We start from the raw sequence: 25,651 nt of genomic DNA, 5'->3' as shown, positions 1-25,651 counted from the left end.
CCCGTCCGCATGTCCACCACAAATTTCGGTATCCGATCGTGCTTGGCACGGCGGTGGCGCTGGGCGCGGGCATCCTGCTGGCGCCGAACGCGGTCGCTGCGGACAAGTGGGGCCCGGGATACCTGATTCCGGACAGCACCGGCAAGCCGGACACCTCACACATCGGCGCCTACGGGGCGCCCGGCCACACCCTGCCCGGCGTCGACGGCCTGGCCTACTGCGCCGACCCCGAACTGGCCGGCCCCGACGCCGCCTCGGGATACGGGCCCGCCCGGCCGACCAGCACCTGGACGTCCAAGGCCACCGGCAAGACCGCGTCCGCCGAGGACGTCGCCCGAGCCGCCTACGTCCTGGGCAAGTACGGACAGACCACCAGCGACGAGCAGGCGGCCGCGGTCGACGCCGTCGTCTACACCTACCTCGAGGCGGGCTCCACCTACGCCCTGCCCAACGGCAAGCGCGCCCTCGAGCGCCTGGGCTACCCCAACGTCTCTCCGGACGCCAAGAAGTGGGCCACCGGATACCTCAACGAGGCGCAGCTCTTCGCCGGCCCCTACAAGATCAACATCAAGCCGGTCGACCGCCCCCTCAAGGCCGGCGTGAAGGCATCGGTCACCCTCGACGTCACCGCGGCCTCCGGCCGCAAGGTGCCGGGCATCCAGCTCGACCTCGACGTCTCCGGCGCCGCTGCCGGCGCGGCGAGCGTGACCACCAACGCCGACGGCGTCGCCACCGCGACCATCACCCCGGCCAAGGACGGCACGGTCGACTTCAAGGCGCTGGCCAAGTCGCTGCCCGCCACGCAGTTGCGCGCCCTCACCCCCAACGACCCGAAGGCCCAGCGGCTGCTCCTCGCCGGCGGCTCCTCGAGCGCCGAGGCCCGTGTGCAGCTCACGGCCGAGGGCCTCAAGGGCGGTCTGACGGTCACCAAGACGGCCTCGGACACGAAGAAGCCGCTCGCCGGTGTGGAGTTCGACGTCAAGGACACCTCCGGCAAGACGGTCGCCTCCGGGAAGACCGACGCCGAGGGGATCTGGAAGGTCACCGACCTCGCGCCGGGCACGTACACCGTGCACGAGGCGAAGGCCGTGGAGGGCTACCAGCTCGCAGCCGACCAGAAGGCCTCCGTCGCCGACGGCAAGACGGTCTCCGTCGCCGTCACGGACACCAAGATCCCCGAGCAGCCCAAGCCGAAGCCGAGGCCGGTCACCATCCCGGTCCTCCCGCAGACCGGCGCCTGACCCACGTCGCTCGCGGCATCCGCCTCCGCGGATCCGAGGCCGCGGTGGCGGCCCGCTCCCAGCCCGCCGCCACCGCGCCGCCCGGCACTCGCCGCTCTCACTCGCAGGAAAGCCCATGCGCAGCACGACCAGTACACCCGATCCGGACGACGACTTCTCCCGCGAGCCCACCACCTCCCGCCCCAGCCGCCGCCGGCTCGCCACCGCGACCGCAGCCGTAGCGGCGACAGGCCTCACCTTCGCCGCTCTCCTGTTCGTCCAGGCCGGCGCCGACTCCGACCAGCCCGCGGCCGCCACGCCGCGTTCCCACTCATCCGCCTCGGCCGCCCCGACCACGGCGTCCGCTCCGGACCCCCTGACCTCCTCCGCCGCGCCCACCAGCGCCGGCGAAAAGCCCGACGACCACACGGGCAAGGCCCGCACGGACGCCAGCCGTACCCTCGCCGACTGGCAGAGCGGCAACCCCGCCTCCCGCGGCAACCACGCCGTCGGCGGAGACAACGGCAGCGGCGCCGGCGGGCACATCACCGAGGTCCTGCGCATCCCCGCTCTCGGCCAGGACTGGGCACAGCCGGTGTACGACGGCGTCGGCGACCGGCAGCTGCGCGCGGGTGTCGGCCACTTCCCCGACACCGAACAGCCCGGCCAGATCGGGAACTTCGCGCTCGCCGGGCACCGCTCCGGCGTCGCCGACCCGGCCTTCCGCGACGTCGACCGGATCACCCCCGGTGCCGCGATCACGGTGACCACCGCGAACCGCATCACCTACACGTACACCGTCAGCCGAGTCCGTACGGTCGCGCCGACCGATGTGAACGTGATCGCCCAGGTCCCCGGCCAGCCGGACGCCACCCCCACCACGGCCAAGCTCACCCTCGTGACCTGCTGGCCGGCGGACGGCCACTCCAAGCGGGTCGTCGTCGAGGCGGACCTCGTCTCGTCCAGGGGCGGTGCCTGATGGACGACACCGACATCGCCCAGCACAACCAGGAACCGGAGAAGAAGAACACGAAGGTCACCATCCAGCCGGCACGCCCCCGTGCGGTCTACAACGTCCGCCGCCCCCGCGCCGAACTCATCCCGGACGACATCGCCGAGCCCGACGAGGAGCTGGAGGTGTTGGAGGGCCTGGACGAGGAACTGACGGACCCGGAGGACCAGGAGGAGACCAGCAACAAGGTCACCATCCAGCCGGCACGCCCCTGGCCGGTCTACAACGTCAGCCGCGCCCGCGCCGAGATCCTCGCCATCGAGATGCTCACCCAAGGCGCCTCCTACCAGCGGGTCCGGTACTCCACCGGCCTGTCGCCCAAGAACGTCCGCCGCCTGGCCCGCCTCGTAGCCGAAGAAGCGGCGAGCCCGGTCTCCCCCCGCATCGTGTGCCGCACCCCGGCCCGTCCGGGTTCCGCGGCCCGCCCCCGCGTCCGCACCACCCGCGCACCCGCGCCGGCCGCTCCTGAGCGGCCCGCCGCGCCGGGCGACTGCGCCGAGGCGCTGCAGATGACTTTCTCAATCGACTGCTGAGTCCGCGGCGCACCGAGCGCCGCCCCCTTCCCCAGGCCCGTGCCGCCACGGGCCTACTCCGCCACACCCAAATCCACCCAGGAAACACCGTGCCCACGCTCACCACACCACCCGCGGAGGCCCTGCGGGCCGCTCCGGACGGAGAGCTGTTCGTGCCCGAGGCCGCCCAGTGGATCGCCCGCACCACGGGCCGTCTGGCGCCCGACGCCTACTCGTGGATGCAGGCCGTCCACTGGTTTCACGACCACGGCCCCCGCACGCACAACCGCTCCCACGGACCGCTGCGGATCGGACGCACCACGATGCGCCTGGCCGTCGTGCTGGCACGCCTGAAGGAGTGCCGTCCCGGTGTGGACACCCTCGCGGCCTGGCTGAATGTCTCCGAGCGGACGATCCAGTACCACCTGGGCCTCCTGCGCGAGGCGGGCCTGCTCGCCTACCTCTCCAAGGGAACCCGTATCAGCGGAATCGGCGGCCGGGCCTCGGAGTTCGCCCGCACGGTCCCCCTCACCTTCGACGAGGCCCTCGGCCTGCGCACAGGGCCCTCCGAGGACTACATCCGAGCCGTCCACGGCATCGACGAGCCCCACCGCACGCTGATGGCCCGCCTCGGGAAGAAGGCCCGCCGCAGCCTCAAGAAGAATCCGACAAAGCGCACCAACCGCCCGATGAACTCCGTGATTTCGGCACCCGCTTCTTGCACCCCAAGGGGGGTAAGTACTTCTACGTCTTCTCCTACCGGTATCAATTCGCTTCCCCCTGAGAGCAAGCTCGAGGACGGGAAGCACAAGTCCCCCTCCCCGAAGAAGCCCACCACCCGGCGGAAGAAACTCAACGCCGTCGGCCGCCGCCACCAGCTCGCCTACGAGCTCGTCCAGCAGCTGCCCTGGCTGCACCGTGCGGCCGTACCCCGCATCGCCTGGATCGTCCGCCACGTCGCGGACGCCGGATGGACCGCCGCCGAGGTCATCGCCGTCGTCAGCCAGGAAGCCCCCGCCCGACACGTGAGCCGCCCCTCGGGCTTCCTCGCCTCCCGGCTCAACGGCGCCCATCTGCTGTACGACACCGAGACCAAGCGCCAGAAGATCGTGACCTGGTGGCGCGAGTCCCGCCGCGCCGAGCAGGACCGTCACGCCGAGTGGCTGGGCGACTGGCAGGCCCCCGCCAGCCGCGCCGTCGCCCGCCAGGTCGACGAGGTCTTCACCCAGCTGCAGGCGTCGGCTCACGACGGCCACGCCTTCGACGCCTTCGCCGCCGGCGACGACGGGATGGCCGATCTCGAACAGCTCACCCGGGACGAGGTCATCGACCTCCGGGCCGCCGCCCTGAAGGACCCCGGACTCATCCGCACCACCATCGCCGAGTGCGGCGAGCCCTACGCCCGCCGCCTGTTCACCCATCGCCTGGTCGACCAGCTCCAGCGTCTGCGCGGCACCGGCCGCCTGGTGCTGCACACCCAGTGGAGGCACTCATGAGCACCGACGAGCTCTCCGGCATCGACCTCGCCCGGGTCGCGCTCACCGCAGCCAAGGAGCGGGCCAAGCAGCTCGGCACCCGCAGCGGGCCGGCCACCCGCAAGCCCGCCAGGCGCAGCGGCACCGGCCGGCGCGACGGCCGCGACCCCATGGCCCTCGGCTCGGCGCTCGGCCGCCTGATGACCGAGCGCGGCTGGGAGCGGCCCGCGGCCGGCGGATCGGTCCTCAGCAGCTGGGAGCAGATCGCCGGCGGGGACGGATCCGACCTCGTCAACCACGTGCGGGCCGTGAGCTTCGATGAAGCCACCGGACAGCTCGACCTGGCCGCGGACTCCACCGCCTGGGCCACGCAGACCCGCCTCCTGGGACCCCAACTCGTCCAGCGGGCAAACCAGTTCCTCCAGCGGAACCGCCAGCCCGGCCAGCCGGCCGGGCAGGGGGAGGGCGAGCTCCAGGTGGTGCGGAGCATCATGGTCAAGCTTCAGGAGGCGGGTCCAGGCGCGGCCCGCCGCCCACAGGATGCGTCCATCCGGTCCGAACCCCCTCAGCCGCCGGCGAAGCCATACGTACGGGCTGAACCGCCGGCCGGGTACCGGCAGGCCAAAGCCCTCCTGGCCGCCAACAAGCTGCAACAGCACGGCGATCGGGACCTGGCCGAAGCGGCAGAACGCCTGGCAGGCAGCCGCCGCTTCCGTGAGCCCGACCAGGTCTTCGCCGACCTCATGGAACGCCACCGTCCGACCGGCCGGCCCTCACCCGGCGCTGGCACCCTGCCCGAACGAACGGACACCCCCCGATGAATCCGACGCCCACCGACGCCGAGGCGGCACCGACCGAAGAAGCAACCGTCCGCCACACCGCGTCGACCATCACCGACCCGGAACTCGAGAGGCTCTACGCCCAGCGTGACCTCCTCCTGCTCATCCTCGCCGCCGTCCGCTTCCCCGGAGACCCGAAGTGATCAAGCACCTGCCCCACAGGACCGACACCCTCGTGCCCTGCGCCACCACGGACCCCGAGATCTTCCACGGTGACGCAGCCCCCGAGACGGCCAAGAAGCTCTGCGCCGACTGCCCGCTCGCCCCGACGTGCCGCGCCGCCGCCCGCGCCTCCCGCGCGTGGGGGACCTGGGGAGGTGAGACCAGCGCGGAGCGGGCCGCGGCCGGCTTCCCGCCGAGCGCATGGCGCGCCCGGAGCTCCAGGACCGGCAAGGGGACGACTGCCGGCACCCCTCAGCGCCAGAAGTCCTCCCCGCAGGGGCGAAGCGCCTCGTCCTCCAAGCCGTAACCCGCCCACCGGGGCACCGCCGGACCTTCGGTAGGGTCGCGGCCAGATCGGCGGCCCGCGCCGCTGAGAGTGAGAAACGACGACATGCTCTTCAGAAGGCTGGAACCACCGCGTACCGCGGCGGGAGCCCCTGACTACCGACCGCCGGCCATGGTCTTCGCCGCCGTCATGGCGGTGGCGCTCATGGTCACGAGCTTCCACATGGTCCTCGCCTCACAGCTCTTCCACGACCACCGGCGAACGGCCTACGCCCTCGTGTGCGCCGCGACCATGGTTCCGTTCCTCGCGCTGTACGCGGTCGGCCACCGGATACTCGCCCGGTTCGGGCTCTACATGTGGCAGAGCCTCACCGTCGGCCTCCTCGCCCTCTGCATGATGTCCGCGGCTCCGAGCTGGGCCGAGGCGGTCTTCCCCCGCGCCCACGCCCGGTACGAGCGAGAACTCGGCGGCCCCGGACGGTGCCTCTACAACAGCCCCTATCGCCTCGACCGGACGCAGACCACCTACCCGGGGCCGGAGCGCAACCAGATGCTCATCGACCCGATCGAGGACGGCCACCCGAAGCTGCGCCTCGACAACGCGGTCGACGGCGGCCTGCGGCACCTCAAGCCCGCCGACGATTCCTCCCGACAGATTCTGACCGCCTACGGATGCTGACCGGGCGGCGCGATGCCGGGCCTGTCCGAAGGGCAGGCCACCTGACACGCGCCGAGCCCGGTGAGATGATGACCCCGGACGTCCTTCGCCAGCAACGGGCCCTCACGCCCACCGGCCAGAACAGGGAGCCACATGAGCGCCCAACCGAGCGAGCAGCCGACCGGCTACCCGTCCAAGACCCTGCGCGCCATCCGCGCGGCGGTCCCGGACGACCAGCGCGCCGCCTTCGAGGAAGGTCTCAGCTCCCTCGACCTCGGCGACCTGGGCGCCGTGGCCTCCTTCCGCGACAAGTGGTGGGGCCGGGCCGTGGCCGCGCGGGACTCCGAACTGGACTCCGACAGCCACGCCGCCATGGCCGGAGACCTTGAGCTCGGACAGCCCTGGGCCCTTGCGGGACGCCGGTGACCGACGCGACACACGCCGCCCCGGGCCCATGGCCCTGGGCACCGTCGAAGCGGGCGCAGCAGCAGTACGAGGAGCTCGCGAACCACCCGGTCGCCCCGGTCCCGCAGGACGAGGTCGACGCGATGATCCGGCGGATCACCACCGATCCCTACGGCGCCGGCTCCACCCGCGCCGAGCACGGCCCGGAATGGGACCGCGTCGCCGCCTTCGGCTCGACCGTGATTCCCTACCAGATTCACGACCCCGCCCAGAACCCGCAGGCACGACAACGCTTCGTCATCATCCTGCGGATCGTGTGGGCCGACTGACCCCTAGCCGCCGGCAGCTGACACCTTGAGATCCCAGGCCTTGGTCCGTGCATTCCGCACGGACCAAGGCCTTCGGCTTGTCCGGACGCTGGACGCCCTCCATCCGGTGGACGAAGTCCTCGCATCCCTGGTCCTGGTCTTCACCGCCGGGGCCGAAGCATCGTCAGCCCCCTGTCGGTTCCCCTGGCACCCCTTCTGACCCTGCCAAGCCCACAAGTGACCCGCCAGTAGCGGTCACCGGACTCTGTCCACAGGCCCAGAATTCCACCCTTCTCCCACCGGGCCGTCTCGGCCCCGGCGTGCCTTCGACGAGACAAGGAGCAGCGGATTGTTCACCCCGGGAACTGTCACGCACGCCCCGCCGGAACACCCTCCACTGACCACAGCACCGTTCATCACGCGCCGGGCGAATCTGGGCGACCTGGACCAGGTGAACGCCCTGCATCACCGCTGCTCACTCCACTCCCGCTTTGCCCGGTACGCCACCGGACGCCGGGAGTTGAAGGCTTCCGAGTTCGCCCGCCTTGTACATCCCGCGGCCGGCGCCAGCTGGCTCACCACCCTTCAGGACGACCCCGACACCGCAGTCGCCGTCACGCACCTGCTGAAGACCTGCAGCACCGGCATCTTCGAGCTCGCCGTCCTGATCGGTGACCCATGGCAAGGCCGTGGGCTGGGAGCCGAACTCACCGCGCAGGCCCTCGAATCGGCCGCCGACGACCCGAACTGCCGCACCGTCACCGCGATGTTCGGTGCCGGCAACCGACGGGCCCTGGCCATCCTGCGACGCCGCGGCATCACCGTCCCCGCCGCCAGCGACGGCGTCATCGACGTCGTACTTCCCCTGCCCGAAAGGAGCTGATCATGCCCGCGCTGCCCAAACCCCACACCACGCTCCAACGACCGGACGGGGCCCGCCTTGCCCTCTACATCGACGGCCCCAACGACCCCGACCTGGTCCTGATCATGGCCCACGGATGGCAGGCGGCCGCCTCCGTCTGGAACGAACACGTCCGGCAGCTTCCCCGCCCGCGCACCCGCATCGTCCGCTACGACCAGCGAGGGCACGGCAACTCCACCGCCGGCCGAGCTCTGCCCTCGATCCCGCTCCTCGCCGACGACCTCAAGGCCGTCATCACCGCCACCGCCCCCGGCCGGCTGCCCGTTCTCCTCACCGGGCACTCGATGGGGGGCATGGCCTGCCTCGCACTTGCCGCACAGCACCCGCACCTCATCGGCGACAAGGTCACCGCAGCTCTGCTTGCCGCCACCACCAGCGGCGGCCTCGACCTCTGGGGCCTTCAGCACCCGCCGTTGAAACGCCTGATCGGACTCTCCCGACACGCGATGGCCGCCCTGTGCATTCTCGCCCCCCTGCCGGCCCACCACATCCGAGAGATTGTCCGGCCCCGCGCGTACACCCAACCGCCAATCGACCACACCGCACACTGGTTCAAGGCCCTCATGCGGCACGACGTGGCCCAGCAACTCGACGCCCTCGGGCGCATCCCCGTGCACATCCTCGTCGGCGAGAGAGACCAGACCATCCCGCCGATCCACGCGCTGCGGCTCGCCGCGCAGATCCCCACCGCCCGGCTTCACGTCGTCGCCGGCGGCGGCCACCGACTACCCACCCAGCACCCGGAAGAATTCCTTGCCGCACTGGAGCGAGCATGCGCCGACGCCCTCCCGGCCGCCGGCCGCTGGAACCGCCGGCTCAGCCGCCGTGACCGCGGGACTGCACGAGGCAAGTCGGCCCAGGCCGTACTGCGGACCCCTACGTCTGCTGAACACCGTCCCGACCAAGGTGGACCCCCGGGGGTTGTCGGCAGAATCAACGACAGGACTGGCACGTGAACGACGTTGCGGACCGATGGCGCGCGCGGCCCCCGTGAGAGGGTGAACAGCCCGGTGCCTGGACTGCTCTGCAGCGGGCACAGCCGGGGACGCGGACGATGCGGCAGCTCAACGCAGCCGCGCCACCGTGACCGTCGCGTGCCTCGTCGTGCCGGCCAGTACCTCTGCGAGGAGCCCCGTCTCAACCGCCGTGTACGACTGGTCAGAGTCCGTCCGAGCGGTCTGTCCCGGACCCGCGGTGGCCAGACGCGCCGCCGCTTCCGTGGCCACCGGCGCGCTCACTGCCCGGGACAGGACGGTGCGGCCGTCCGGCAGGCGTACGGCGAGCGTCCGCGGCCGCCGTGGGGGACCGGTGTAGCCCACCACGGCCGCATCCACCGTTTCGGCATGCCGGAGCTTGCGCCAGATCCTGCTCGGGCGGTACGTCGACAAGGCCTGCTTCGCGACGAGACCCTCCACCCCCTGCTCCCGCAGCAACTCGTGCCACACCAGGGCGACCTCGCGGTCATCGGTCGCCGGCACCACCTGGAGCGGGGGGCCGAGACCCTCCAGTACCTCAAGCAGCAGTGCTCGTCGCTCGACGTACGGGCGGGCTCGCACGTCGCCCGCATCCGGGTGCGACAGGAGGTCCCACGCCGCGAACGACGCCGGCCACCGGGCGGCCAGCCGCGCCGCACGGGCGGGGGAGGAGGCGGCTCGGCCCTGCGCCGCGGAGAAGTCGATCCGGCCGTCGACGTAGATCACCGCCTCGCCGTCGACCACACTGCCGACGGGCAGCCGCAGGGCCGCGCGGGCGAGATCTGCCCACGCAGAGGTCACGTCGCGTCCAGCCCGGGACTGCAGGCGGACTCCTCCCTCCTCCCGCCACAGCACGGTTCTGTGGCCGTCCAGCTTCGGCTCGAACCACCACCCCTCCCCGCTCGGCAGCACCGAGACGGACTGGGCCAGGGCAACGGACACGGGGAACTCCATGCCCCCAGCCTGCGTCGGCCCCTCCGGCGCCGCGCGGCGGACCGGCGGCCCTGCGCCCGGGCCGGGGAGCTTGATGCCGACCGCAGGCCCGGCGGCGGGAGGCCAGTGCCCGGGACAATCCGGAGCGGATGCCCGGCGGCCCCTTTTCCGATCAGCGCTGCCGCACGCTACTGTGTTCGTACGAATGTTCGATAAGCGGAAGGGGCCGTGAGGAGAGCGATGACCAGGGGCATGATCGGAGGACGCTATGGAGGGCTTCGCCCACCTGCACGTCGCGTCCGGTTACTCGGCTCGCTACGGCGCCTCCGCACCTGACCAGCTCGTCGAAGCCGCGGCCTCCCGCGGCATGCACGCCCTCGCGCTCACCGACCGCGACACCGTCACCGGCTTCACCCGCTTCGCCAAGGCCTGCGAGAAGCACGGCGTGCGCCCCATCCTGGGCGCCGACGTCGCCGTCGCCTCTCTCGTCGCGTCGCGCGACGAACGCCGCCGGGTCCCGGCCCGCGGGGGCGCCCACGTGCGCGAGCCGAACCTGCGCGTCCAGCTGCTCGCCCAGAACCGAACCGGGTGGACGCGGCTGTGCCGACTGCTGTCGACGGCGCACGCCGAGCCGGCCGACGGCTTCCCGGTCGTGTCGTGGTCCTCGCTGCGCGAGCACGCCGGCCAAGACCTGACCGTGCTCCTCGGTCCGAACTCCGAGCCCGTCCGCGCCCTGACCGCCGGTCGCCCCGACCTCGCCGAGCAGCTGCTGCGCCCCTGGCGGGAAGACGTCGGCGCGGGCCTGCGCCTCGCGGCCCTCTGGCACGGGCAGTCCGGCACCGGGCCCGGCTCCCTGCGGCTGGCCGCCCGCACTGTCGGGCTCGCCGATCGGCTCGGCATCCCTGCGGTGCTCACCAACGCCGTCCGGTACGCGCATCCTGGCCAGCACCGGCTCGCCGACGTCCTCGACGCCGCACGACTCCTGCGCCCGATCGACCGGCGCCGCCTGGACTCCGGGGAGCGCTGGCTCAAGGGACCGCAGGAGATGACGGCGGCGGCCGAGCAGATCGCCCTCGCCGCGGGCGCCGGCCCGCGCCGCGCCCGCCAGCTGCTCGCGCAGACCGAAGCCGCCGCGCAGCAGTGCACGCTGGACCCGCGCGCCGACCTGGGACTGGGCCGGCCTCACCTGCCCGAGCCTCAGACGGCCGGTGCCGCGGACGCCGCCGACGCCGCCCGGGTGCTGCGTGAGCGGTGCGAGGCCGGCCTCATCCGCCGCGGCCTGGACCGCAGCGAAGACGCCCGCCACAGGCTCGACCACGAGCTCGCCATCATCCGGCGCCTGGAGTACGACACCTACTTCCTCACCGTGGCCCAGGTCGTCGACGACGTACGGGAGCTGGGCATCCGTGTCGCCGCCCGCGGCTCCGGGGCCGGCTCGATGACCAACCACCTGCTGGGCATCGCCGCCGCCAACCCCCTGGACCACCACCTCGTCTTCGAACGGTTCCTCTCGCTGCGCCGCACCGACCTGCCCGACATCGACCTGGACGTCGAGGCCGACCGCCGACTTGAGGTCTACGACAAGATCTTCGAGCGGTACGGCACCGGCCGGGTCGCAGTCGCCGCGATGCCTGAGACCTACCGGGCCCGGCACGCCCTGCGCGACACCGGCCTCGCCCTCGGCATCGCCCCGGGGGAGATCGACCGCGTCGCCAAGTCCTTCCCTCACATCCGCGCGTGCGACATCCGCTCCGCCCTGCACGAACTGCCCGAACTCAAGCCGCTCGCCGCCCAGCAGCACCGCTACGGGGCCCTGTTCGAGCTCGCTGAAGGCCTGGACGCCCTCCCACGCGGCATCGCCATGCACCCCTGCGGGGTCGTGATCTCCGACGCGTCGCTGCGCACCCGCCTGCCCGTACAGCCCACCCCCGGCAGGGGATTCGACATGCTCATGGCGGACAAAGAGGACATCGAGGACCTGGGCCTGATCAAGCTGGACGTCCTCGGCGTGCGGATGCAGAGCTCCATGGCCCACGCCGTGCACGAGATCAAGCGGACCACGGGCCAGGACCTCGACCTCGACACCGTCCCCCTCGACGACTACTTCAGCTTCAAGCTGCTGATGGACAGCGACACCATCGGCCTCTTCCAGCTCGAAAGCCCAGGTCAGATGGATCTGCTGGGCAGACTGCAGCCACGGAACGTCCAGGACGTCATCGCCGACATCTCCCTCTTCCGGCCGGGTCCGGTCGCCGGCGGCATGCCGGCGCAGTACATCGCTGCCCGGCACGGTGAGCCCCCGGTCTACCCACACCCGGACCTGGAGCCGATCCTGTCCGACACCCACGGCGTCCTCATCTGGCACGAGCAGATCATCAAGATCATCGCCCGTCTGACCGGTTGCGACGACGCGCTCGCCGAGCTCGCCCGCCGGGCGCTGGGCGACGCCGAGCGTGCGCTGCGAGTCCGGGACTGGTTCCGCCGCGCCGGCCGGTCCCGCGGCTACGACGACACGATGCTGGCCCAGGTGTGGGAGCAGCTCCAGGCCTTCGGGGCCTACGGATTCTGCCGGGCCCACGCGGTGGCATTTGCCGTTCCCGCCCTGCAATCTGCCTATTTGAAGGCGCACTTCCCGGCAGCCCTGTACGCCGGCCTCCTTCAGCACGACCCCGGTATGTGGGAAAAGCGGATCATCGTCGCGGACGCGCGCCGGCACGGCATCGAGGTCCGCAACGTCGACGTCAACCACTCCGCAGCCGCCCACCGCGTCGAGCCCGCCGGCGACGGCACCTGGGCCGTGCGCCTGTCCCTGGCCGAAGTCCGCGGCATCACCGACGAGCAGACCGAGCGGATCGTCGCCGGCCAGCCCTACGCCAGCCTCCAGGATCTGTGGCAGCGCGCCCGCCCCGCCCGCCCGGTCGCCGAGCACCTCGTGAACATCGGCGCCCTCGACACCCTGCGCGGCACCGCCAGCCGCCGCGACCTGCTCCTCCAGGTCGCCGAGCTGCACCGCCAGACCAGGGGCCGTCCCGTCGGCGACGGACAACTGCCGCTGGACCACGACACCTTCGCCGCCGCCCCCTCCGGCCTGCCGGAAATGACCTCACGCGAACGCCTCTCCGCCGAACTCGACGTCTTGGCCATCGACGTCTCCCAGCACCTCATGGAGCACCACCACCAGCTGCTGCGCGAACTCGGCGTGACCAGCGCCCGCCGCCTGCACACCCTGCGCCCCGGCCAGCCGGTCCTCGTCGCAGGGGTCCGCGCCGCCACGCAGACTCCCCCGATCCCCAGCGGCAAGCGGATCATCTTCACCTCACTCGACGACGGCAGCGGACTCGTCGACGTCGCCTTCTTCGACTCCAGCCACGAGAGGGCCGCCCGTACGGTCTTCCACAGCGCGCTCCTCCTGGTCCGCGGCAAGGTCCAGCGCCGGGGGCAGCGCGCGAGCGTGGTCGCCGAGATGGCCTGGGACCTCGAAGCCCTCGCCGTCACCCGCCGCGACCACGGTCCCGACGCCGTCCACCAGCTCCTGGGCCGAACGGCCGCCGCAGCCACCCCGTCGCCGCCGCCCCGGGTGCTGGAACTGCCCAACGGCGCCAAGCTCCACGCGTGGGCTGACCTGGCCCCCGCCGGTGACAGGACCGCAAACCTCCGGGCATACGCCAGCCCCGGATCGGCCGGGTGACCCTCATGCGCCAGCCCTACGTCCTGCGCGTCCACGCCCACCTTCCCCCCGGCGCCGGCGCGGAGCTCTACCCGGAGTTCCTCGAACTCCTGGAGACCATCACCCCCACCGTCCAGGCCCTCGACCCCGACGCCGCCGACGCCGAGATCAGCGGCGCCCTGCGCTTCTTCGACCGCAACGCCCACGAACTCGCCCAACTCCTGCGCCTGCGCGCCGCCGCCCTGCTGGGCCTGCGGCTGACCATCGGCGGCGGACGCTCGCGCATGATCGCCGCCATGGCCGCCGATGCCACCGCCGCCGGAGCGGTCACCTGCATCGACCCCGCCGACACGGCAGTCGCCGCGTTCCTGCGCCCGCGCCCGATCCCCGCCCTGTACGGCATCGGTCCTGCCACCGCCGCGACGCTCACCCGCTACGGACTCACCACCGTCGGCCAGCTCGCCGACACCCCACTGCTCACCGCCCAGCGGATCCTCGGCACCGCGACCGGCCGGCTCCTGCACGAACGCGCCAACGGGATCGACCACCGCCCGGTACTGCGCCAGCAGCCCGAACAGTCCTGCTCCGCCGCCCACGACTTCCCCCGTGACGAACTCGACCCCAGCCGGCACCGGCAGAGCATCCTCCACCTCGCCGAACAACTCGGCTTCCGCATGCGCGGCGAGGGCCGGGTCTGCCGCCGGCTGTCCCTGACCGTCCGTTACGCAGATCGCTCCACCACCCAGCGCAACCGCACCCTGACCGAGGCCACCAACCACACCCTGCAGCTCGCCCGGACCGCCCACGACCTGTACGAATCCCTCGGACTTCAGCGCGCCCGCGTCCGGGGCTTCGCACTCCGGGCCGAGGCACTCGGACCGGCCGAAGACGCCCACCGCCAGCTCACCTTCGACCCCTGCGACCACAACGCCCGCCGCCTGGAGGCCGCCGCGGACAAGGCGCGAAACCGCTTCGGCGCCGACGCCGTCCGCCCCGCCAGCCTCGCGGGCCTCGAGGCCGGGCGCGGCCGCCGTGTCAGACCCCCCGCCTAGTCTGCTCAGACACACGTTCGAAATAGAGGTGGAAACGGTGAGCCCAGAGCGGGTGCGGGAACTGTGCGTCGAGAACCTGACCAAGGGCCCCGACATCACGTCGGCGGAGGGCTGGGACGACAGCTCCCGTCCCTGCGGGCTGCTGATCGGATTCAGCAGTGGCGCACGCCTGTGGGTGGCCATCACCACGGCCGCCTCTGCCGCGAGCGCCGACCCCGCCCGGGCGGCCACCACCGCGAGCGCGCCGCTGCCGCAGCTCTTCGACCGCAACGGCAGGATCACCCCGCAGCGCGCGGAGTCATACCTGGCCGCCGTGCTCATGGACGCGCGAACTCCGCACATCGCCGCCGCGTACGCCTATTCGGCCTCGGCCGCGAAGCACCCGGGCATCGGACTCCACCTGACCGACGGCGGCCGCGCGTTCCTGCCCTTCGTCTACGCCGCCGCAGCCGGAAGCGCGCCGGCCCGGCGCCCGTTCTCCCTCGCCGACACCTTCTGACCGTTGCTCTCGTACTTTGCAAAGCACGAGAAGCAATATCGAATATCAGTACGCACCTGCCGGTATCAGCAGATACCGTCGGGAGATCACGAAAGGGGGCGCCATGGAGGCTGTCACGAGAGAAGGCCGCAGCGTGCGTCCGCCGGGGATCAGAACCGGTGGCGACGGACTCACCGACCGCCAGCGAGGCATCGTCGCCTGTATCGCCGAGTCGATAGCGGCCAGAGGATATCCGCCGTCGATGCGTGAGATCGGTAAGGCCGTGGGACTGGCCAGCACCTCCTCGGTCGCCCACCAGCTGCTCGCGCTCGAGAGGAAGGGCGCTGTCCGCCGGGACCCTCACCGCCCGCGTGCGTACGTCCTCGCCGGCGCCGGAGCGCACGAGCGCGACGGTGCGCCGGAGATGACGGACCCGAACATCGTGCACGCTCCGCTGCTCGGCCGGATCGCCGCCGGCACCCCGATCACCGCGGAACCGCACGTCGACGACGTACTTGCACTGCCCCGCGCCATCGTCGGGAGCGGCGACCTGTTCGTCCTGACCGTGATCGGCGACTCCATGATCGGCGCCCACATCACCACCGGCGACCAGGTCGTGGTCCGGGCCCAGCCCGACGCGGAGACCGGGGACATCGTCGCCGCGATGATCGACGGGGCGGCGACGGTCAAGCGATTCAAGCGAACCGACACCGGAGTGTGGCTGCTGCCGGAGAATGCCAACTATCAGCCGATCTGCGCCAACGAAGCCACGATCCTCGGCAAGGTCACCGCGGTCATGCGCCGCATCCAGGGCGGTCCGGCACCGCGCACCTGAACTCCGGGGCGGGAGGACAGATCCGTGACGGTCCCGCCCCGGCCCCACCGCCGCCAGAGCCGGCGCCCGTCCGCGCGAGACGGGCGCCGGCGGGCTAGTCCCTCGTGCCGGCCAGGTCCTGGACCACGCGCAGGATCGAAGGGCTCAGGCCCTCGGCTCGCGCCTCGTGGTGGACCTGGCGGGCGAAGCCGAGGGCGGCCCGGCGCGGGAGAATCCTCGTGTTGAACGCGGTGTAGGCGGAGAGCAATGCGGTGGTGAAGTCGTCGGCCCTGTCCTCCAGCTGCCGGCAAGTCCCGCCCCCGGAGACCAACACGAGGGCGCGGGCGCTGTCGGTGAGCCGCTGAAGTCCTGCCCGGACCTCGGACACCGCCTGCCAACCCTGATAGGCCACCAACGCGCCGACCGGCATCAGGGCGGCGATCCATTCATCGCTCCGCATCGACCTCGGATCGAGATCGAGCACCCACATGACGAGCGGGGACAGCGCGAGGACTATCAGGGGATATCCGGCCGCCGAGCCCCAGATTGCTGCGGAGAACCAGCGGCGTATGGAGCGCGCGGTCAGAGGTGGCAGAGTAACGACTTCCGTGGCCATATCCACCATCTTCTCCGCACCCGCTCGGCCTGCCGCACACCGGCGGCCCCCGCCTCAGCACCGGAAAGTCGGAATGCGCCTTTCGTGCGCTGATGTCCAGCGATGATCCGCGGCTGAGCCGGAATGCCGCAGGGGTCCGCCAAAATGCGCGGAACTTATCCACAGGGCAATTCTTCTAGCTTTTCGGACGTGCGCTTTCGCAGCCAGGCGGGAGATGTGTGTCCACCCCGCCTGCGCTGATGAAGGCCATTCAGAAATGGAGCCCAGAGCACAGGAGCTGAACAATGCAGAGCAAGTTGATAAGCCGCGCCGGCGTCACCGTCGCCACGATCGCGATGGGCGCAGCGGCCTCGCTGGCTGCGGCACCGACCGCGTTCGCCGCCAGCACGGGCGCGCCCACCCAGGCCCCGACCGTTCTCGCGGCAGCGAACACGTGCCCCACCTGGACCGTGACGGGCAACGGAGTCAACTTCCGCTCCGGGGCGGGAACGAAGTACCGGGCGATCGGCCAGCTGTACCGCAACGACTACGGCACGAAGATCGCGAGCAGCGGCTCCTGGATCAAGCTCAAGCTCGACAAGAAGTCCAAGAGCGGCCTCAAGGCCGGCACCACCGGCTGGGTGAGCAAGTCCTACCTCGACCAGTGCGTCTACATGAACCTGGACTGACCCCGGCCGCGGCGTAAGCCGCCCGCAGCGACACCACGAACCTCCCGGCCGAGCATCCCCCCGCCCGGCCGGGACCGGCCGGGAGTGCGCCCTTCACCCCCGAAGCGGCGCCCGGCCCGCTCCCCGTCCCCCCGAGAGCGGGCCCTCCCGGTCCCGGGGCGCCGCCCACCCTCCGGCGGCGCCCCCTCCCCCTTCTGCACGGCGCACGCCCACGGCGCCCGCACCCCAGCTGGAGTCTGTGTGTCCACCACTGCCGTGCCGGTCGGCCGACCGGACCAGGCTGCGAAGGGAACCCCGCGGCGATGGCCGACCGCGATCTGGACGCTGATGGCCGGCACCTTCCTCGTCAGGGGTCTCGGCTTCACGTACCCGTTCCTGCCGTACCACCTCACCGACCTGAACCTGAGCACCCGCAGCATCGGCACCTTCCTCGCCGTCTTCGGCGCCGGCTGGCTGCTCGGCTCAATCCTGAGCGGCTGGCTCGCCGACCGGATCGGCCACCGCACCACCCTCATCGCGGCCATGCTGCTCGCCACGGCCGTCCTCCCGCTGCTCGCGCAAGTTCCCACCGGGCCCGCTCTGTTCGCCGCGACCTTCACCGGCGGCATCGTCTACGACGCCTCCCGCCCGGTGTTCACCGCCGCGATCGCCCAGACCTTCCCCGACGACGCGGTCCGCGCCACGGTCAACGCGTGGCGGCACTTCGCCGTCAACTCCGGTGCGGCCGTGGCCGGGACCGCCGGCGGCATGCTCGCCGGCCCGTTCGGGATCCGCGCGCTCATCTGGACCAACGCCGCAGCCTGCCTCCTGTTCGCCCTCCTCGTGTGGCGTTTCATCCCTGCGAACGAGCGCCGCGCCCTAGGAACAGCCCCTCCTCGCAGCAACTACCGTGCCGCGGTGCGCGATCAAGGGCTGTGGCTGCTCCTGGCCGCCAGCCTCGCCGCGCTGACCTGCTGCGCGAGCTTGTTCTCATCCCTGCCGATGCTGATGGCCGACGACGGACTCCAGGCCGCGGACTACGGCTGGACGCAAACCGCGAACGCGGGCGCCGTACTCCTGCTGTCGCCGTTCCTGAACCACTGGCTCAGCCGGCGCGCCAAGCACCCGATGACGGGCCTGTTCGCCGTCAGCTCCCTCGTGCTCGGCACCAGCATGGGAGCCGCCGGGTTCGCCTCCACGACCCTCGGCTACAGCGCGGCCGCGGCCCTCGCCGTGCCCGGCGAGATCGTGGTCTTCGTCGCCGCCTCCGACATCCTCAACCGCATCTCGCCCCAGGACGCGCGCGGACTGTACGCGGGGGTCTGGGGCACGACGCTGGCCGGCGCCATCATCATCGCCCCCACCCTCGCCGGCTGGGCCCTCACCCACGGCGGAGACCTCCTGGCCGCCGCCACCACCTTCGCCGTCGGACTCCTCGGCGCCGCACTGTGCTGGCCGCTCGCCGCGTTCATCCGCCGTACGCACCCCGCCCCCGCTCGCCACCGACCGGAAGCCTCGCCGTCATGACCCAGCCCGACCACCCAACCCTCCTCGACCCGGGCCCCGGCACGTACGCCCCCGGGCGGGCAGAGCTCGGCACCGCACGTAAGAGGTCGATCACGTGGTGACTCTGCCCTTCGCGCGCTCCCGGGAGAAGGCGCCCCTCACCGAGACGGCGCCGCCCGAGGACCCGACCACGCTCATGGCGAGGCTGCGCCGCATGGGCCAGGGCCTCGCATTGCCGATCGCGGCCCTCCCCGCGGCCGGCCTCCTGCTCCGCCTGGGCCAGCCCGACCTCCTGGGCCGCTTCGAGGCGCTCCACCAGATTCCGGCGGTCATCTCCGGCGCGGGCGCGGCCATCCTCGACTACCTGCCGGCCCTCTTCGCGGTCGGGATCGCCCTGGGTCTCAACCGCGCCAAGGACGCCGCAGGGCCGGTCATCGCCTGCCTCACCTCGTACTTGATCCTGGCCAGGGTCGTCCTGGTCCTCAACCCGCTTCCCGACAGCCAACTGGACACCCCGCCGGCACGCTGGCCCTACGGCGCGCTCGCGGGCATCATCGGCGGCCTGCTGGCCATGGCGATCTGGAAGCGCGTCGCCGGTCGGCGCGGCATCCCCGCCTTCGCCGCGTACGGGATCATCGCCGTCGCCGCGATCCTCGCCGGCTCCCTCCTCGGAATCGCCTACCCGGCTGTCGACCGGGCGCTCACCGCCTCAGCGGCCACCGTCGCCGACCACGCCGTCATCGGCGGCGGCGCCTTCGGCTTCCTCAACCGCCTGTTGACCCCGATCGGGCTCCATCAGCCCTTGAACGCCGTTGTCTGGTACCTCACCGGGGACTGCGGAAACGGCATCAAGGGCGACATGCCCTGCTTCATCCAGGCGCACGACCCCGACGCCGGCGTCTTCATGGGGGGCTTCTTCCCCGTGTCCATGGCGGGCCTGCCGGCCGCCGCCCTCGCGATGTGGCGCAGCGCGCTGCCCGACCAGCGCCGACGTGTCGCGGCCCTGCTCCTCCCCGCAGCCGCGATCTCAGCCCTCGCTGGAGTCACCGAGCCCATCGAGCTGACCTTCGCCTTCATCGCGTTCCCGCTGTACCTGGTCCACGCCGTCCTCACCGGCCTCAGCCTGGCGCTGGTCAACCTGCTCGACATCCACGCGGGCTTCGTCTTCAGCGCCGGCGCCCTCGACTACGTCTTCAACTACTCCATCTCCACCAGACCGTTGCTGCTGCTGCCCATCGCCCTCGCCTACGGGGCGATCTACTACGCCCTCTTTCGCTTCGCGATCGTCCGCTTCAACCTCCGCACGCCCGGCCGTGAGCCGGCACCGGCAGGCCAGGACGAGGCGACGGCGCCCACGGCGCCCCCTGACCGCCACCCGCCCAGCCCGGCCACCAGGAGAACCGCACCATGAACCCCCGCTCCGCCACCCTGCGTGTGCCACTCGCTGCTCTCGCCTGCACCGCTGCCCTCATCGTGGTGACCGCCTGCGACAACGCCTCCACCTCCAGGGCGAAGTCCGGCGAGACCAAGCAGAACCGCTCCCAGAACCGCAGTGCCGCCCAGAAGCCGACGAACGGCATCGGTAAGGCACCGGGCCGCGAGATCTACGACAAGGCCATGCTCGCGAACGCCGCCGCGGGCTCCTTCCGCGAACGCATGGACCGCTCCGACACCACGACCGACCTTCGCCTGTCGGCCACCGAATGCGCCGGCACGGTCGACAAGAAGGACCACGGCTCGTTCGAGATCCGCGTCAGGGGCAACGACGTCTGGGCGAGCATCGACACGACGCTCGCCGAGGAACTCGGAAACCGGGTCCCCGCGAAGCAGTGGGTCCACGGCGCCCGCGACCACCCCCTGATGAACGCCCTGGCCAGCTACTGCCACATGGAACAGCTCACCCACCCCGACACCGCCCGGACCGCGCCGGACAAAGGCGCGCTCACGGAGAGGGACGGACGGCAGGCCATCCCGCTCCGGATGACCACCGGCGCCACCACGCTGACCTACCTGGTCGCGGCCACCGGCACACCCCACCTCCTCGCCGTGGACAGCTCCGACCACGCCGAAGCGGGGGCCATCACCTACTCCGACTTCGGCCGGCCCGTCGGCGCGCGGACACCGACGGCCGACGTCCTCGAAGTCCAGGGCCGCTGACCACCCCGCGCGGGACCGCCGCGCAGCAACCGACACACCACCCCGGAAAGGAGACCGAGTTGACGCTCAACGATGTCCAGGCCGCCAGCTACGGATTCGGAGCGATCTATCCCGTCGTGATCCTCGACGACGTCCACCGATGGCACCGGCCCACCCACCCCGGCCTGCCCGAGCAGCAGGGCGACGACGGCCACGGCATGCTCGTCCTGCGCTGGACGGGCCCGCACAACGAGAGAGCCCCAGCCCTCCTGGCCGCCGCGGCGGCGCGAGCTCCCGTATCCCCGCCCACCCGCCAGGCGCTCGAGACCTACCGGGCCACCCTGCCCGCCGGCCTGTACCTGATCACGCTTCGGTCCGAGAACGTGCTCGGGCCGTGGTCGCAACGGCCAGGCGCCGACAGCTCCGCCCCTGCTCGACATGCCGCGTGAGATCACCCCCCGCTCGTCCCCCCGGAAGGTCCTTGTGCCCCGTCACCCCGACGCCCAGGTCGCCGTCATCACCCCGACCCAACTCGACCCCCGCCGCCGCCACTACCTCACCGACCTGTACCGCAGCCTCACCCTGCAGAGCATCCCGTTCGAGTGGGTGATCGCGCCCAACGGGCCAGACGCAGACCCCGCGGTCATCCCCTCCCTCATCGCCAACGACCCGAGGGTCCGGATCCGGCCCCGACCGAGGCCTGGCGCGGCGCCTGCCCGCAACCTCGCCCTCAACGACGTGACCGCCCCGTACACATGCTTCGTCGACGACGACGACCTGCTGCCCCCCGATTCGCTGGCCGTCCGCTACCACCGCGCGGTGGAGACCGGCCTGGGGTGGGTGGCCGGATGGTCCGCCGATCTGCACCTGGACGGCACCCTCAGCACGTGGGTCTGCCCCACCCCGGTGGGGAGGCATGAGCCGGGCGACGTCTGGACGTACTGGCCCTCGCCCGCAAGTAAGCCGCCGCTCGGGCACACGATGCTGCTCGCTCGTACGGAACTCGCGCGGGCCTGCGGCGGACACGGAGGGCTCTGGAAGGGGGAGGACTACGTGTACGTAATGTCCATATCAGGCCGCAGTGCCGGCGAGCTGCTGCCGGTCGTCACGTACCACTACCGCGACCACGAACATCAGATGACCGAGGACACCGCGTACAGGGACGTGGACGAGCTCGCGGCGAGGACATTCGCGTTCCTGCAGGGAGAATCCGAGCGGGCGCTGCGACGCGCCGGGGCGAACGCCACGGAGGGACTCGCCTCAGCGGGCCGTTCCTGAACGAGGCGCCTGGGCACATGGGAAGGCCCCCGCGGCATCTCTTGCCGCAGGGGCTTCCCCTTCGCGAGCAGTGGGCGCCGACTACTCCGTGGGGGAGGGGCGCGGTTGACTTCGGGGCGGCCAGTGGTCCAGCTGGCCCTGGCGGTCGTAGTCCACGCCGAGCACCCGCGGGTCCCTGACGGCGTACTCCGGCGCGAGCGGTTGCGGGATCCCGTCCCAGCGCACGGGTTGGCCGCCACTGGTGATTCCATAGACGACTGGTGGGAACACGAAGCTGCCTACGAGGGCGGCTTCACCACCCCTCGCGCTGTCGGTCGGCGTCTGTACCTCGTTCGGGTCCGGCATAGGGTGCCTCCATCGGGGCGAGGGTGTGCGTTTCTATTGTCGCAAGCGGTGGACCGCTGGGTCGGTGTACCAGCGGAGTCGGGGTGCGGGTCGCCGGGAGTACGGCTACCGGGTCAGCGGGCGCTGGCGGTGTAGGGCGCTGCGGATTGTGACGCCGAAGTGCGTTCGCAGGCGCCGGAGTTCCCATACGGACAGCGCCGTCACCGAGAGCGGCGGGCCGATGAGGAAGAGGATGCGGACGGACGGCGGTGCGGCGACGGGTGAGCTGTCGAAGTACTGGACGCCGAACATCGCCCAGACCAGCAAGGGCGATATCAGGGGCGGCAGGACCTCGTGCACGTCCGCGGTGCGAAAGACGTAGTGGACGCAGAGCACTGCGGCTGTCAGTCCGAAGGGGACCACGAAGAGCACGGTCAGCAGGGCGAGGAGAAGGAAGACGATCTGGAAGGCGCCGAACTGCGCGGCGATTCGGGCTCCGCCGCTGTCCTGCAGCAGGAGGAACAGGGCGAGGACCGAGACGAACAGCGCGCCGAACCCGGTCAGGGGGCCCTTGAGCCGGCGTAGGTAGACGGCGCGAGCCGGGGTTCTCGCAGCGAGGACGAAGAGCGCCAGGATCAGCGGACCCGCGACGACCAGGACGCCGGCACTGATGAGGATCTCGGCGAACTTGTCCTTGGCGATCGCGGACGCCGATTCCTGCATGGGGTACGCGTAGATCATCCAGGCCGTGGCGGCGATCCCCACCGTCGTCCGAGCGATCTGAGCCGCCTCGATGGCCCCGTCGGTGATCCGCCCCGGGCGGGCCGGCCTGAACGCCCGGGAGGCCAGGACGAAGGGTGCGGCGAAGAAGCCGGGACGGGCACGCCGCGGTGCGTAGCGCGTGGTGGAAGTCATGTCATCCCCGTGGGTTCTGCCGGCTCCTGCCGGCGCGTCAGTGGAGTGGTGCTCTGCGATGTGCCCTCGAACGTGCATGGCGTCAGGCAGGTACGCCGGGTGCCGGAGAGGACCGCGAAGCAGGTCAATCTCCCAGACGTAGTGACGCGTAAAACTTGCCATGAGGTGGGATTGTAGCGTAAGCTATACGCGTAGGACGAGGGGGGTTATCCCGCTCGCCACCCGAACACCTGGAGCTTCATGACCCTGCCGCAGCTGCCGCTCGCCCAGGAAGTCGACAAGACCCCCTACAGCCCCCACGAATTCCACAACCGCGTGCGCAAGGCACTGCTGATCGCCGCCGGACTGCGGCTCTGGCAGTTCAGCGGCGTCCTCACCGCACGCGGAATCAACAGCCTCACGCGCGAGCAGATGGCCACCACGGCGCGCTCCATCGGCGAACGCGCCCCGGGCGTGACGGCCGCGGGCAGCCCGACCGAGGACCTGATCTCGCTGCTGCTCCACGCCATCCGGTCCGAGCAGCCGACGGGACGGACCCACAACCTCCAGAAGACCCAGTGGGTTCCGCAGTTCAACGACGAGCTCCACCAGGCGATCGCCATCGCCTTCGAGGCGTTCTGGAACAAGTTCGACGGGCGCCCCACTCAGGCCCTGATCGAAGGCCTGTCGGACAGGGAGCTCACCCAGCTCGCGCGCCGCGTCCAGCCCACGGGCCCGCCGATGCGGGTGACCCAGCGGACCGCTTCCCTGACCCGGCGGATCCTGGGTGCCATCTGGTCGGCACAGCCCGGCGGTCAGTTCACCGCCGACCAGACCCTCGCATCCCCGCACGCCTCGGCACCCGCGCTCGTCCACGCCCCCGCCCTCACCGACGAGGCAACCCTGACGAGTGCACTGACCGCAGCGGTGGCCGCCGCCAGGACCTCGGACAGCCCGACCATCGTCGTCCTGCATTTCCCGCAGTAGCCCCGGCAGGCCAGGTACGGCCCCCAGGCTGCACCCGGCCGACCCGCGGCGCGCACCGCGCGACCACCACCGCCTGGCGGCGAGGTGCGGGACGGACTTCTAGTCCCGCACCTCGCCGCCCGCACCGCGGCCCAGCGTCACGAGCGGGCGGAAGCCGCCCGCGAACCCGAGAAAGGCCCGAACCGTTCGCACGATCGCCCGCAACCACACCAGGATCCTCGCCCAGCTGCGCCAGGACCTGACCCTGGCCTCCCGCCACAGCGGGGCCCACGACATCACCGGGACCCCGGTCCCCGCTCTGGAGGCGTGGAACCACTACGACCACGGACCCGAACGCGGCCGATGGCCCCTCCTGCGCGAACTCGACCCGCGCGCCGGGACCTACGAGATCCGCGTGAGCGGCAAGCTCCGCTACGAGCTGCGCCGCCCCGTCGAGCAGCCCACCCAGCGGATCGACGTCGTCGTCGACCGTGACCCCGACAACGAGACCGGCGTCACCGTCTACCTGAACGGCACCAAGACCACCGGCGCGGCGATCGCCGTGCACATCATCGACCCCGGCGCCAGCGGCGCCCCCCACGAATGGCTCGAAGCGAGCACCGAGCACGACGAGGACGTCCCCGAAGCGGTATCCGCCGAGATCAACGGCCTCGTCAGCGACTATCACGCGCGACTCAACCACTGCCGCCGCAACACCTGCGACGGCTGACCACACCGGCACCCCGGCCGACACACGCCGACGGCACCGGGCGCACTGTCGCCCACGTCCAGGAGGCCTCGCCGCCCACCCGGACGTCTCAACCCGCCCACCCGAGCACCGTCATGACCCCGATGCAGCGCAGGTCGAACCGCCCTACGGCGATCCCAGACTCCACCCCGCCAGCACCGGCCGAAGGGACACCCCTATGAGCGCCACCGGCACCGAAGCCGCCATCCGTACCGCCCTGCACGAGGCACTGACCGCCTACCGCGCCACCAGCAGCGCAGCCGCCGACCACGCCCTTGCCGTGTACTCGTGCTCGCTCGCCGCCCACATCGTGCTGCGACACGACCCGCACGCCGTAGCCCTCGTGATCGGCGAGGGCGACTCCCCGAACTGGCGCAGCGCCCGCGGCGTCGTCGGCGCCGACGGCACCGTTCGCCCCCTGACCGACGACGAGGACGAAGACGTGGACCACGCCGAAGCCGTGCACCACCTGGTCGACGACAACGACGTGGTGTGGCGCCCGCTGTGCAGCAGCTTCGACCGCAGGTCCGGCGTCTACCACCTGGACCTCGTCAAGGCCCGCGACGCGGGAACCACCCTGCTCGCGAAGTAGCCCACCCCAGCCTCGGCCCGACTGCTCGGCCGGGCTGCGCGTGGCATTCACCCCTGAAGCGCCAACCCACGAGCACAGCTCCGCCGAGCACCCCGTGCTCCAGGAGACTCCGCCACCGGCAGCGTATGCGCGCTGCGGCCCCACACCGGGCCGCGGCGGCACGGCCCGCCGGCCGGCAGGCCCCGGATCACCCGATGCGCTACCTCCTGGCGGACGGCGCCCAGCCCC

Annotated in this window: 28 protein-coding genes; 25 read left to right on the top strand and 3 right to left on the bottom strand. The window is 71.6% G+C overall.

The features are described 5' to 3' along the window. Positions 1–38 precede the first annotated feature (38 nt). The 12 genes from OG435_RS45890 to OG435_RS45835 all read left to right on the top strand — a co-directional run bounded on the left by OG435_RS45890 (position 39) and on the right by OG435_RS45835 (position 8,754). Complete coding sequence (locus OG435_RS45890) at positions 39–1,241, top strand: MSCRAMM family protein (protein ID WP_266887354.1); 1,203 nt, start codon at positions 39–41, stop codon at positions 1,239–1,241. A gap of 115 nt (positions 1,242–1,356) precedes the next feature. Beyond that, the gene (locus OG435_RS45885; protein WP_266887352.1) at positions 1,357–2,199 is read left to right on the top strand and encodes a sortase; all 843 of its coding nucleotides are present in this window, start codon (positions 1,357–1,359) and stop codon (positions 2,197–2,199) included. Then, positions 2,199–2,765: a hypothetical protein gene (locus OG435_RS45880; RefSeq protein ID WP_266887349.1), complete on the top strand. Its 567-nt coding sequence runs from the start codon at positions 2,199–2,201 to the stop codon at positions 2,763–2,765. The genes OG435_RS45885 and OG435_RS45880 overlap by 1 nt, the downstream gene beginning before the upstream one ends. An 89-nt stretch (positions 2,766–2,854) precedes the next feature. Beyond that, a complete protein-coding gene (locus tag OG435_RS45875) occupies positions 2,855–4,240 on the top strand; it encodes a transcriptional regulator (RefSeq protein ID WP_266887347.1) in 1,386 nt (461 codons plus the stop codon). Further along, complete coding sequence (locus OG435_RS45870; RefSeq protein ID WP_266887345.1) at positions 4,237–5,040, top strand: DciA family protein; 804 nt, start codon at positions 4,237–4,239, stop codon at positions 5,038–5,040. Before OG435_RS45875 ends, OG435_RS45870 begins: the two co-directional genes overlap by 4 nt. Beyond that, entirely contained in the window at positions 5,037–5,201 is a 165-nt protein-coding gene (locus tag OG435_RS45865) for a hypothetical protein (protein WP_266887343.1), read from the top strand. The genes OG435_RS45870 and OG435_RS45865 overlap by 4 nt, the downstream gene beginning before the upstream one ends. Continuing rightward, positions 5,198–5,527 carry a WhiB family transcriptional regulator gene (locus tag OG435_RS45860; protein WP_266887341.1) on the top strand — a complete coding sequence of 110 codons (330 nt, stop codon included), beginning with the start codon at positions 5,198–5,200 and terminating at the stop codon, positions 5,525–5,527. Before OG435_RS45865 ends, OG435_RS45860 begins: the two co-directional genes overlap by 4 nt. Before the next feature lie 84 nt (positions 5,528–5,611). Then, positions 5,612–6,184, top strand: a complete 573-nt coding sequence (locus OG435_RS45855; RefSeq protein WP_266887339.1) for a hypothetical protein — start codon at positions 5,612–5,614, stop codon at positions 6,182–6,184. Positions 6,185–6,316: 132 nt separating this feature from the next. After that, positions 6,317–6,589 carry a hypothetical protein gene (locus OG435_RS45850; RefSeq protein WP_266887337.1) on the top strand — a complete coding sequence of 91 codons (273 nt, stop codon included), beginning with the start codon at positions 6,317–6,319 and terminating at the stop codon, positions 6,587–6,589. Continuing rightward, positions 6,586–6,897 (top strand): hypothetical protein, encoded by a 312-nt coding sequence (locus OG435_RS45845; RefSeq protein ID WP_266887335.1) that lies wholly within the window; start codon positions 6,586–6,588, stop codon positions 6,895–6,897. Before OG435_RS45850 ends, OG435_RS45845 begins: the two co-directional genes overlap by 4 nt. Positions 6,898–7,225: 328 nt before the next feature. Then, a complete protein-coding gene (locus OG435_RS45840) occupies positions 7,226–7,759 on the top strand; it encodes a GNAT family N-acetyltransferase (protein WP_266887333.1) in 534 nt (177 codons plus the stop codon). Positions 7,760–7,761: 2 nt separating this feature from the next. Next, complete coding sequence (locus OG435_RS45835) at positions 7,762–8,754, top strand: alpha/beta fold hydrolase (protein ID WP_266887331.1); 993 nt, start codon at positions 7,762–7,764, stop codon at positions 8,752–8,754. A 108-nt stretch (positions 8,755–8,862) separates the two neighbouring features. Here the strand turns inward: OG435_RS45835 and OG435_RS45830 are convergent, their stop codons facing one another. Next, complete coding sequence (locus OG435_RS45830; RefSeq protein WP_266887329.1) at positions 8,863–9,714, bottom strand: DNA ligase; 852 nt, start codon at positions 9,712–9,714, stop codon at positions 8,863–8,865. A 259-nt stretch (positions 9,715–9,973) separates the two neighbouring features. Between OG435_RS45830 and OG435_RS45825 the strand changes: the two genes are divergently transcribed. From OG435_RS45825 to lexA, 4 genes are all read left to right on the top strand, one after another. Next, a complete protein-coding gene (locus OG435_RS45825) occupies positions 9,974–13,393 on the top strand; it encodes a DNA polymerase III subunit alpha (RefSeq protein WP_266887328.1) in 3,420 nt (1,139 codons plus the stop codon). 5 nt (positions 13,394–13,398) lie between these two features. Then, complete coding sequence (locus tag OG435_RS45820) at positions 13,399–14,424, top strand: DNA polymerase Y family protein (RefSeq protein ID WP_266887327.1); 1,026 nt, start codon at positions 13,399–13,401, stop codon at positions 14,422–14,424. A gap of 37 nt (positions 14,425–14,461) precedes the next feature. Then, on the top strand, positions 14,462–14,923 hold the full coding sequence (locus tag OG435_RS45815) for a hypothetical protein (protein ID WP_266887324.1): 462 nt from the start codon (positions 14,462–14,464) through the stop codon (positions 14,921–14,923). A 103-nt stretch (positions 14,924–15,026) separates the two neighbouring features. Next, positions 15,027–15,737 (top strand): transcriptional repressor LexA, encoded by a 711-nt coding sequence (gene lexA / locus OG435_RS45810; protein WP_266887323.1) that lies wholly within the window; start codon positions 15,027–15,029, stop codon positions 15,735–15,737. A gap of 94 nt (positions 15,738–15,831) precedes the next feature. Here lexA and OG435_RS45805 read toward each other — a convergent pair whose 3' ends face one another. After that, entirely contained in the window at positions 15,832–16,332 is a 501-nt protein-coding gene (locus OG435_RS45805) for a hypothetical protein (protein ID WP_266887321.1), read from the bottom strand. 284 nt (positions 16,333–16,616) lie between these two features. Here OG435_RS45805 and OG435_RS45800 point away from each other — a divergent pair, with 284 nt between their 5' ends. From OG435_RS45800 to OG435_RS45775, 6 genes are all read left to right on the top strand, one after another. Beyond that, positions 16,617–17,000, top strand: coding sequence for an SH3 domain-containing protein (locus OG435_RS45800; RefSeq protein ID WP_266887319.1), 384 nt, complete (start codon positions 16,617–16,619; stop codon positions 16,998–17,000). A gap of 240 nt (positions 17,001–17,240) precedes the next feature. Next, positions 17,241–18,506, top strand: a complete 1,266-nt coding sequence (locus OG435_RS45795; RefSeq protein WP_266887317.1) for an MFS transporter — start codon at positions 17,241–17,243, stop codon at positions 18,504–18,506. Positions 18,507–18,600: 94 nt separating this feature from the next. Further along, positions 18,601–19,896, top strand: coding sequence for a PTS transporter subunit EIIC (locus OG435_RS45790; protein ID WP_266887315.1), 1,296 nt, complete (start codon positions 18,601–18,603; stop codon positions 19,894–19,896). After that, a complete protein-coding gene (locus OG435_RS45785) occupies positions 19,893–20,642 on the top strand; it encodes a hypothetical protein (protein WP_266887313.1) in 750 nt (249 codons plus the stop codon). The genes OG435_RS45790 and OG435_RS45785 overlap by 4 nt, the downstream gene beginning before the upstream one ends. A 59-nt stretch (positions 20,643–20,701) precedes the next feature. Continuing rightward, the gene (locus tag OG435_RS45780; RefSeq protein ID WP_266887311.1) at positions 20,702–21,070 is read left to right on the top strand and encodes a hypothetical protein; all 369 of its coding nucleotides are present in this window, start codon (positions 20,702–20,704) and stop codon (positions 21,068–21,070) included. A gap of 34 nt (positions 21,071–21,104) precedes the next feature. Then, positions 21,105–21,899, top strand: a complete 795-nt coding sequence (locus OG435_RS45775) for a glycosyltransferase (protein WP_266887309.1) — start codon at positions 21,105–21,107, stop codon at positions 21,897–21,899. Between the two features lie 450 nt (positions 21,900–22,349). Here the strand turns inward: OG435_RS45775 and OG435_RS45770 are convergent, their stop codons facing one another. Continuing rightward, on the bottom strand, positions 22,350–23,138 hold the full coding sequence (locus tag OG435_RS45770; protein ID WP_266887307.1) for a hypothetical protein: 789 nt from the start codon (positions 23,136–23,138) through the stop codon (positions 22,350–22,352). A 240-nt stretch (positions 23,139–23,378) separates the two neighbouring features. On the opposite strand from OG435_RS45770, the gene OG435_RS45765 reads away from it, so the two are divergent. The 3 genes from OG435_RS45765 (at position 23,379) to OG435_RS45755 (ending at position 25,423) form a co-directional block, all read left to right on the top strand. Continuing rightward, positions 23,379–24,104, top strand: coding sequence for a hypothetical protein (locus OG435_RS45765; RefSeq protein WP_266887304.1), 726 nt, complete (start codon positions 23,379–23,381; stop codon positions 24,102–24,104). 394 nt (positions 24,105–24,498) lie between these two features. Next, positions 24,499–24,813, top strand: coding sequence for a hypothetical protein (locus OG435_RS45760; protein WP_266887302.1), 315 nt, complete (start codon positions 24,499–24,501; stop codon positions 24,811–24,813). 196 nt (positions 24,814–25,009) lie between these two features. Beyond that, a complete protein-coding gene (locus tag OG435_RS45755) occupies positions 25,010–25,423 on the top strand; it encodes a hypothetical protein (protein WP_266887300.1) in 414 nt (137 codons plus the stop codon). Positions 25,424–25,651: the final 228 nt, after the last annotated feature.

It is taken from the genome of Streptomyces sp. NBC_01264, from assembly GCF_026340675.1.
GTDB lineage: Bacteria > Actinomycetota > Actinomycetes > Streptomycetales > Streptomycetaceae > Streptomyces.
This window is presented reverse-complemented; position numbering and strand designations above follow the sequence as displayed.

Excerpts from the sequence above, each read along its gene's own strand:
- OG435_RS45805 (WP_266887321.1), bottom strand. The coding sequence starts at position 16,332 with ATGGCCACGGAAGTCGTTACTCTGCCACCTCTGACCGCGCGCTCCATA.
- OG435_RS45820 (WP_266887327.1), top strand. The coding sequence starts at position 13,399 with ATGCGCCAGCCCTACGTCCTGCGCGTCCACGCCCACCTTCCCCCCGGC.
- lexA (WP_266887323.1), top strand. The coding sequence starts at position 15,027 with ATGGAGGCTGTCACGAGAGAAGGCCGCAGCGTGCGTCCGCCGGGGATC.
- OG435_RS45880 (WP_266887349.1), top strand. The coding sequence starts at position 2,199 with ATGGACGACACCGACATCGCCCAGCACAACCAGGAACCGGAGAAGAAG.
- OG435_RS45825 (WP_266887328.1), top strand. The coding sequence starts at position 9,974 with ATGGAGGGCTTCGCCCACCTGCACGTCGCGTCCGGTTACTCGGCTCGC.
- OG435_RS45770 (WP_266887307.1), bottom strand. The coding sequence starts at position 23,138 with ATGACTTCCACCACGCGCTACGCACCGCGGCGTGCCCGTCCCGGCTTC.
- OG435_RS45800 (WP_266887319.1), top strand. The coding sequence starts at position 16,617 with ATGCAGAGCAAGTTGATAAGCCGCGCCGGCGTCACCGTCGCCACGATC.
- OG435_RS45885 (WP_266887352.1), top strand. The coding sequence starts at position 1,357 with ATGCGCAGCACGACCAGTACACCCGATCCGGACGACGACTTCTCCCGC.
- OG435_RS45870 (WP_266887345.1), top strand. The coding sequence starts at position 4,237 with ATGAGCACCGACGAGCTCTCCGGCATCGACCTCGCCCGGGTCGCGCTC.
- OG435_RS45755 (WP_266887300.1), top strand. The coding sequence starts at position 25,010 with ATGAGCGCCACCGGCACCGAAGCCGCCATCCGTACCGCCCTGCACGAG.
- OG435_RS45855 (WP_266887339.1), top strand. The coding sequence starts at position 5,612 with ATGCTCTTCAGAAGGCTGGAACCACCGCGTACCGCGGCGGGAGCCCCT.
- OG435_RS45865 (WP_266887343.1), top strand. The coding sequence starts at position 5,037 with ATGAATCCGACGCCCACCGACGCCGAGGCGGCACCGACCGAAGAAGCA.
- OG435_RS45785 (WP_266887313.1), top strand. The coding sequence starts at position 19,893 with ATGAACCCCCGCTCCGCCACCCTGCGTGTGCCACTCGCTGCTCTCGCC.
- OG435_RS45850 (WP_266887337.1), top strand. The coding sequence starts at position 6,317 with ATGAGCGCCCAACCGAGCGAGCAGCCGACCGGCTACCCGTCCAAGACC.
- OG435_RS45765 (WP_266887304.1), top strand. The coding sequence starts at position 23,379 with ATGACCCTGCCGCAGCTGCCGCTCGCCCAGGAAGTCGACAAGACCCCC.
- OG435_RS45835 (WP_266887331.1), top strand. The coding sequence starts at position 7,762 with ATGCCCGCGCTGCCCAAACCCCACACCACGCTCCAACGACCGGACGGG.